This window comes from Acidithiobacillus sp. TH-A36 (assembly GCF_057473445.1).
In genome coordinates, this window is sequence record NZ_JBYCKP010000244.1 from 1 (window position 1) to 8,163 (window position 8,163).

Genomic DNA, 8,163 nt, shown 5'->3' on the forward strand with positions numbered 1-8,163 from the left:
AAAGGGGTTCACCCTGAAAGGGCTTCGGCCCTTTTTTAGTGTGTCGAGTCCATGCAACCCGGTACAATAGAAATTCCCCTGAATTTTTGGTGCAAAAGACTGGGCAACCACACCAAATGGTGCAGTAAATCGTGACAAATAAGGTTATATAAATGATACTATGGGGCATTCTATCTTTATGTTTATCAACAGCCCCTAGAATAAGTCTATGATATAAAAAGCGAAAATGTAGCACAGAACTCGGACTGAAAATCCTCGTGTCGGCGGTTCGATTCCGTCCCTGGGCACCATATAAAACAAAAACTTAGCGATGTTTGCCCAAGTCATGAAACTTGGACATTCACCCGGTATCGCGCATTCCCCCTCCTGGGTCGTGGGCCGGGAGGTCAAGCGGGAAATTTTAAATCTGAATGATGGTATCGCTATAAAGCGCCACAGGCGCGTCATGGGTCATTAATCGCATCGGCTCCACGAGTGCTTGCGCCACCAGAATTCGGTCAAAAGGATCTTGGTGGTGCATGGGCAAATCTTCCACTGCAACCGCGTGCTCTGCCTCCACCGAAAGAAGTCGATAGTCCGACGCCTCAAAAAATCGCAACGCTTCTTGGCTGGATACGGGCATCTCTCCTCGACCTAAAGCGTGCTTGATCGCAATTTCCCAGATACTCGCCCTCGGACAGGTGCTCCCAGCTTAATGCACGGGTAAAATTCTCATTTATGAAAGCTGTGGCCCGGCTCGCTATTGCTGGTATACCTCAAGACGCTATTAACGTCTTTTCATAACCCTCCTTTACATGTCCAAAATCCCATAACTATTCGCATCTGAAAATTTCTCGAAACATCGATTTAACAATATATTATGAATATTCTGTGAAGGATTTTTTCATGCTGTTTTGATGTTGTATTTGCTTAAAAGAAATTGCCGATGAGAATCTTGTAACGTGTATGTAACGATCACTAACCTGCTGATGTAAAAACTATCTTATGCAAGATTTTTCTAATGTGTATGATATCTGAAACAGTGAGCCCACGATGAGTTCAGGAACAGTCTAAAAATCAACAGAAAACATTTTGGCATGATTTATGCTGGAAATGGCAGAAAATATATTTATTCCGCATGATCACTTAAATTTTATCGCTGCTGGCGGGTATGATCACGCCATACAATTAAAAGGATAAAAATATGCTACAAGAATTCAGGGATTCGAATATCACAAAATTGCGGCAGCTTCAGGAATATTTTCATGCCAAGAAAATCCTCATAACCGGTGGTTTCGGTTTTGTTGGTGGTCATGTTGCGCGTCGGTTGCTGCAATGCGGCGCAGAGGTGACAGTGCTTGATATTGATGCTTCCACTGATCGTCTGTCCATGATCAATTGTCCCCGCCTGGGTCTTCGTGAACAACTCAATGTTGTTGAGGCCGATGTCACTGATAAGAAAAGTATGTGTGAAATCATTGATCAATATCGTTTCCACTATATTTTCCATTTTGCTGCATATGCGTCGGTTATCGAAAAGGCATTGCACGCCCCATATGACACGATAATGGCCAACACCATGGGCTGGATCAATGTGTTGGAGGCTTGTCGGCTCTCTGCGCACAAGCCGAACATGATTTTTCTCTCATCAACCGATAAGGTTTACGGTGAAATGGATGGCGATTCTTACTTCGAACATTTGACACCGTTGCGTGGAATCGGAGTATATGACTCTGCAAAACTGGCGGCCGACGTGTTTTCGCGAACCTATCATGAAGCATTTCAATTACCGACTGTGACGTTACGAATGTGTAATATTTTTGGTCCCTATGATTTCAACTCTGAATATCGGCTGTTACCAAAGGCTATGCAAAGTATTTTTGGTAATCCTGAACCAATGGCACCGGAGTTGTATTTCGATGCCATTGAACATCAGCGTGATTATCTGTATGTCGATGAACTGGTCAATGCCATTATTCTGCTGGCTCATAGTAATGTGTGTCGGGGAGAAGTTTACAACTTGGCTGGAGGGACCTACATGAGTACACCGGCCATGCTGCGGACCATTGTTGAACTGGCTGCAGGGGTTGAGGAGGCAGTGGATCAGCAGCGTGCCCAAACCATCCTGGATAATGGTATTGCCGTTAAGGTAAAAGCGAACGCCTCCACTATCCATGCCATTACCAAGCAGCATCTGAATGGTGAAAAGCTTGTCAAGGACACTGCCTTTCAGCCAGCCCATGAATTTCTTGATAGCCTGACCAAAACGATTCGTTTCTACCGGGAACATTATCAGCTTGCGAAGGAAGGAGAGAATCATGTCCATCTTTTGGCAGGGTAAGAATTGTCTGGTTACTGGCGGTGCTGGCTTTGGCGGAGGGCACCTGTGTGAGCGTTTGCTCCAGCTCGGTGCACGTGTTTTTGTGTTGGATCGGGTATTTCCGAAGTGGTCATATTTGCAGATCCAAGGTCTTGATAGACACTTGCAGGTCTGGGTAGGCGATATTCGTGACAGCGATTTTCTACGGTTGAATTTATCCCGTTTTTCTATTGATACGATTTTTCATCTTGCTGCCCAGCCCATCGTACCATCCAGTAATGTCCTGCCAATGGAAACCCTCAGCGTGAATGCCATGGGTACGTATACCCTGCTTGAGGCCATGCGTCGGAGCGATACAGTGGAACGGATGGTGTTTGCCTCCAGCGGCGCCTATTACGGCATGACCACCGATGATCGGGCTCTGCAAGAGTCCGACCCGCCCCTTGAAGCCAGCAACATTTACGCTGCATCGAAGGTTGCGAGTGACTGTGTGGCCCGGACCTATGCCAAAGTCTATGATTTACAAATTGGCGTGTGTAGATTCATGAATACCTACGGACCAGGGGACACCAATTTTAGTCGTCTTGTTCCGCGAGCGATTTTCAATCTGCTCGAAGGCCGAGGTTACGATTTTGGTGCTCGTGATGATGGTAGCTCACGTCTTGATTTCCTTCACGTTGGTGATATGGCTGATGCGTATCTAAGGCTTGGAGAGTCTCTAGAAAATCATTCGGGAAAGGCCTTCAATTTCGGTACGGGAACCGCAACCTCCATTACTGAAGTTGCGGAACGGCTGAGCATTCTCTTTGATGGCGAGCGGCGGACGCCGCTGTTTCACGGGGCTCCACGGGACAAAGCGGCGATAAAGTACCTTGAAATTGAGCGCGCACGTGTGGACTTGGGATGGAGGCCGATGACTCCTCCAGAAGATGGCCTTTGCAGTACTTTGCATTGGTATGCCGAGAATTGGGAGACTTTGCGTCATGCCTTTTAAGCAAGGCAAATGGTTGGAAGCGCTGCTGCTCGGGTTGGTGGTTTCAGGATTTGTGGCCTCGATATTCCTGGCTTTTGTCTTGGCGTTGTTGCCAGTCAGTAATCAGGCTCAGGCCTTGGTGAGCGTGGTTCTGGTCGGCATCCTGATGATGCAGCTTTTTCTGCTCAAACGTCTGGTCTTGCCGCAGTTGCTTGTGGATTCCTTTCGGGTCACCAATATTGTCATAGCTATTTATCTGATATTTAGATATTTGGTTTGGCGGGTGGAATTCACCATCGGGGGGTATGGCTTCGCCAGCGACTTTTTTGGCACCTTGCTGTTTCTGGCAGAGCTTTATGCTGCGGGTTACGCCATTCTGGGATTCTTTGTGACATTCACTCCGAGGCATCGCCAACCTGTCCCCTTGCCATTGGATGCTGACTCGTGGCCAGTAGTGGATGTATTGGTCCCAACTTACAACGAACCCACAGAAATTCTCAGGGTTACTCTGTTGGGTGCTTTGCAGATTGATTATCCCAAAGAAAAGTTTTGCGTACACCTGTTGGATGATGGAGGTACAGATGACCGTTGTGCCAACCCGAAAATTGCGGAGGTCTCCCAGACGCGACGTCGTGACTTGCAGTCGCTTTGTGAGGCGGTCGGTGCTGTTTATCACACGCGGCAACACAATGATCATGCCAAGGCTGGAAACGTCAATGCGGCATTGCCCTCTCTTAATGGCGACCTGATTGTTATTCTGGATGCCGATCATGTACCCACGCGCGATTTCCTGAAAAATACTGCGGGATTCTTTCTGGCTGATCCCGGGTGTGCGATGGTGCAAACCCCACACAGCTTCATTAATCCGGATCCGGTAGAAAAGAATCTGAACATTTTTCATGATTCTCCGGCGGAGGCTGAGCTCTTCCAACGTTATATCCAGGCAGGTCTGGATTCATGGGATGCCAGTTTTTTTGTCGGATCAGCGGCAGTTATTCGTCGTTCCCTGTTACAGGAAATAGGGGGAATACAGACGGAGACCTTGACCGAGGATGTTGAAACCGCAATGAAATTGCATTCTCTGGGGTATCGAAGTGTATTTTTGGATCGTTCGCAGGTTCTCGGTTTGCAACCCGAGACAGTTACCAGTCTCATTAGTCAGCGGGTACGCTGGGCTCAGGGAGCTATCCAGATTCTGCAAATGAAGAATCCCCTGTTTGCCAAGGGCCTCAGCATTGCACAACGGTTAACCTATATTACCAGTTTTTCGTACTGGCTTTTTCCGTATGCCCGCATGATCAACATGTTGGCGCCATCCATGTTTTTGCTCTTTGGTGTCATGATATATAACGCAACCATTGATCAATACCTGATCTATGGTGCTCCCTATTTTTTGGCGACCTGGATCTATTCGGATTTTGTCTATGGACAGGTGCGCTGGCCACTGACATCAGATGTATATGAGATGGTGCAAACGCCGTTGGCGGCGATCATGTTATTCAGCACCTTGCTTAGACCAGGGAAAAGACCCTTCAATGTGACTCCCAAGGGTGAGCAGCTGGATCACGATTTTATTTCTTCAGCGGCCAAGGTACAGAGTGTTTTTTTTGGGATCATCCTGCTGTCTCTGGTCATTGGTATTTGGCGTTGGTATGTGCATCCCGGTGAGCGACCACAGTTGGTTTTTACCTTGCTCTGGGAGTTGCTTAACTTCATCATTATTACTGCAACCATGGTCGTCATGTTGGAGCGTCGCCAACATCGAGAGAATTATCGGGTACCCGCACCCGCAGGAATGAAAGTCGATCTGGAACTGCTCAATGGCAGTGTATTGCGATTACCAGCGCTGGATCTGTCGATGGGTGGCGTGGGTTTTTCACGTAATGCATGGCCGGCTGGTGCTGGTCAGTTGGCCAGCGTTATCAGGGCAGTACATCTCGTAGATGAAGAGCGCTCCATACGAAGTGATGCAATTCCCGTTAAGTCCATAGATGGGATTGGTGATCGTTTTGGGGTCCGGTTTGCGTATGTGGATCAGCAACAACTCCAGATTGTGGTTAGGTTTTTGTATGGTCACAGTAATCAGGTGACTGCCTTGTTGGCTGCGCGTCGTCGTCGACTCGGCTTCCTGGCTGCCTATGCCTATTTTCTGGTCAAGACTGGAGCTGGCCTTTGGTATTGGGGACGGTTTCTTTACCAACGTGGGCGAGAATCATACCTGCTGCGGAATTTGCGTCAGCGCCGACGTTACGACATGGGTAAAGCGGTGCGCAGATCAAGGCGCTATTTATGATGCAGATTGTCTGGTCCAGGATTAAGTGGGGCGGTTTTCCTTGCTTGGGTTTCCTGCTTGCTCTTGGAACCCTGTTTTTGCTTGAGACTGGCCAGTGTTGGGCCACAGTGGAACAAAAATCCCTGGCGCAGTTGATGGAAAGCAAGCGGTTTATCAGTCTTAACGGTAATCAGCCCAAGCTCCAGGCCACTTGGCAAATTCCTGTGCAGGAACAGGCAGTCCACTCAACGCTGGCATTACACTATTTTGTTGGGCCAAGCACTGCGCCAGGAACAGAGCTGGTTATTGCGCTCAATGGTAAGGATGTGGGAGCCGTTCGGGAAAATCCAGATTATCCGCAGGGCGAACTGACTGTTTTGCTGGAACCCGGTGAGCTCGGAGGAGGTAATCAGATTCTCTCCATCGCCTTGCGCTCACCAAAAGGTATTATCGGAGATTCCGTCAAGGGATGGACGCAGATTGACGCGTATGAATCGCAGCTGCAGTTTCGATTGCAGCCAAAGCCCTGGAGAACAATCCAGTTCAATGATCTCCAGACTCTTTTTCAAAGAGATCAGAATGCATCAATCCCATTGCCCGTAGTATTCCTGGGGCGAATATCTCCCATTCTTATTCAGGCCGCGCAACAGGCGGTGGCTGGTATTGCAATGCGCACGGACAAAACCGTCGCGGTACGGGTGTTCCCAAATATTGCGCAGGCAACAGCACGGTCCGCACCCCTGATTCTTTTACTTGGGGCCCAGACTGCTGAAGGGACGAGCAAAGTTTCCGGGTCCGATGCGAGAGTACTGCTGAGACCCGTGGATGATTCGCGAACAGCATTGGTGTTGTCCTTCACGGGTCGTAACGATGATGCGGTGTTGCGGGCGGCACAGGCCTTTGCGCAGAACCGAGGAGACCTTCCACTGGGTGACAACTGGCAGATCGGATTGGTGGATACAAAAACGGCAGGGCGCCCAAACTTGTGGCGAGGGCAGCCCGTTCTCCAGCCCGGTGGTGTAGCGAAGGTTGGACGCGTAGAACAGATTGATGCCTCCCTTGTGGGGGGGCATTGAGTCTTCTTCATTTCTCCTTTTGGATGCCTGGTGGCCAATTCGCAGATCGTCAGAAGCAAATGACCCTGGATCTGAATCTGGCAGTTGATCCTGGCAGGCACTCTGGGCAGAGACCGTTGGTGATTGTTCGGGCAAATGGCAACTGGATTTCTCAGTGGAAGCTTGGAACCGGAGTGGGTCATTATACGACCACCGTTCCGTTTTCCGCCCTGGTGGCTGGAGTCAATCGACTCAGTCTGGATGTGCATGGCGCCCATGTGAAAATCTTACCGGGATCGACCATGCGCCTTCCGAAAACCCACCAGTATGCTCATCTGCCCAATCTACAGCTACTGGCAAGAACGGCTTTTCCTCTGGTCCGCGACGGCAATGCCAAAAGTCTGCGTATGATCTATCTGAACTCTACGTCAGAAATGTTATCTGCGGGATTAACTTTATTTGCCAAACTCGCTCAGGTCAGCCGCAGTACTTTGCCGGCAGCGGTCGTTTTCATGGGGCATCCATTGCCAGGTGGAGGCAGTCAGGTGATTCTTGGTACGCCAGCGGATTTGAAACCAGCAGGGCAAATCAATGTGCCAGTTCAGTTCGTACACGGCGCTCTTCGTTGGCAAAGCCCTGGTTCCGGGAGTCAATGGACCAGCAGCCAAAATCCTTCGGCCCGGGCGTATCTGCTGGAAACTCCAGCGGGTAAAGGTTCGGAGTACTGGAATCTGTGGTTCTTGATACCATCAGCAGAGTCGGCTGAATCTGCGGCAGACCTGCTCGTCCAGAAGGATAACTGGTCCTCATTGATCGGAGACTTTGCCTGGTTGGATGCTCATGACCATTATCACTCGGTGATGTTGGGCAAACAGCAGATTTATGGCAATCATCAAAATTCGTGGTACTGGATTTACCTTTTTTCGTTACGGCCCATCTGGTGGGTGATCGTAGTGCTGACAATCCTTTTCCTGGGCAGCATTTCGGCAGGATGGCTGTCTCAACACCGTCGCAAACAGTGGGGGGCTCATGGATAATCCTTTCCGGACCTTTGGGCGACTTCTGATGTTGCTCGGCTGTTTGGCTGCCGTGCTGTTCTTGCCGGTACGTTCTGCTCTTGCAAGTGTCTTGGGGCAGGAACATTCCAGTTCAATGCTTGAACAGATAACCGGTTCCAAAGGAATGTCCGGTAAAACCCTCAATTCAGCAACATCAGCGATCTGGAGGGCTATCAACGCTCGGGACCTGGATTCTGCCAGAAAGCTCATTGCCCAGACACGAAACAGATTTCAAGGCTGGCGGCCCAGTGCCAATATGCGCTTTGTTTTGGCAGAGCAGGAAGTTTGGCAGAGTCTTCGCGACCGTCCTTTACCAGTAGCCAGGGGTCAGATTCATGTTTTTGCGGACCAGTATCAGCATGGTTCCTTCGCCAGCGACGCGGCAAAATCACTTCAAAAGATGCGTTCAGTATTGATAGACAGAGAGCTTTGGCGGGCTCAGCAAAATGGGGAAACACCAACACAAATTCAGACCCGGATTCGTATAGCCCAGAAGGATTTACCAG

General features: G+C 49.5%; 7 protein-coding genes. 6 read left to right on the forward strand and 1 reads right to left on the reverse strand.

Annotated elements, in window-relative coordinates; translation table 11 throughout:
* Positions 1 to 400: 400 nt before the first annotated feature.
* The gene (locus AC2VLY_RS06370) at positions 401 to 622 is read right to left on the reverse strand and encodes a type II toxin-antitoxin system VapC family toxin (RefSeq protein WP_024893233.1); all 222 of its coding nucleotides are present in this window, start codon (positions 620 to 622) and stop codon (positions 401 to 403) included.
* 561 nt (positions 623 to 1,183) lie between these two features.
* Here AC2VLY_RS06370 and AC2VLY_RS06375 point away from each other — a divergent pair.
* The 6 genes from AC2VLY_RS06375 to AC2VLY_RS06400 all read left to right on the forward strand — a co-directional run.
* Positions 1,184 to 2,320 (forward strand): NAD-dependent epimerase/dehydratase family protein, encoded by a 1,137-nt coding sequence (locus AC2VLY_RS06375; RefSeq protein WP_486921953.1) that lies wholly within the window; start codon positions 1,184 to 1,186, stop codon positions 2,318 to 2,320.
* The gene (locus AC2VLY_RS06380; protein WP_486921954.1) at positions 2,298 to 3,293 is read left to right on the forward strand and encodes an NAD-dependent epimerase/dehydratase family protein; all 996 of its coding nucleotides are present in this window, start codon (positions 2,298 to 2,300) and stop codon (positions 3,291 to 3,293) included. The genes AC2VLY_RS06375 and AC2VLY_RS06380 overlap by 23 nt, the downstream gene beginning before the upstream one ends.
* Positions 3,283 to 5,565, forward strand: a complete 2,283-nt coding sequence (bcsA, locus tag AC2VLY_RS06385; protein WP_486921955.1) for a UDP-forming cellulose synthase catalytic subunit — start codon at positions 3,283 to 3,285, stop codon at positions 5,563 to 5,565. The genes AC2VLY_RS06380 and bcsA overlap by 11 nt, the downstream gene beginning before the upstream one ends.
* A gap of 77 nt (positions 5,566 to 5,642) precedes the next feature.
* Positions 5,643 to 6,620, forward strand: coding sequence for a cellulose biosynthesis cyclic di-GMP-binding regulatory protein BcsB (locus AC2VLY_RS06390; protein ID WP_486921956.1), 978 nt, complete (start codon positions 5,643 to 5,645; stop codon positions 6,618 to 6,620).
* A gap of 59 nt (positions 6,621 to 6,679) precedes the next feature.
* Complete coding sequence (locus AC2VLY_RS06395) at positions 6,680 to 7,636, forward strand: cellulose biosynthesis cyclic di-GMP-binding regulatory protein BcsB (RefSeq protein ID WP_486891725.1); 957 nt, start codon at positions 6,680 to 6,682, stop codon at positions 7,634 to 7,636.
* Positions 7,629 to 8,163: hypothetical protein (locus tag AC2VLY_RS06400; RefSeq protein WP_486921957.1), on the forward strand; the 535-nt coding region annotated here is incomplete at its 3' end. The genes AC2VLY_RS06395 and AC2VLY_RS06400, both read left to right, overlap by 8 nt.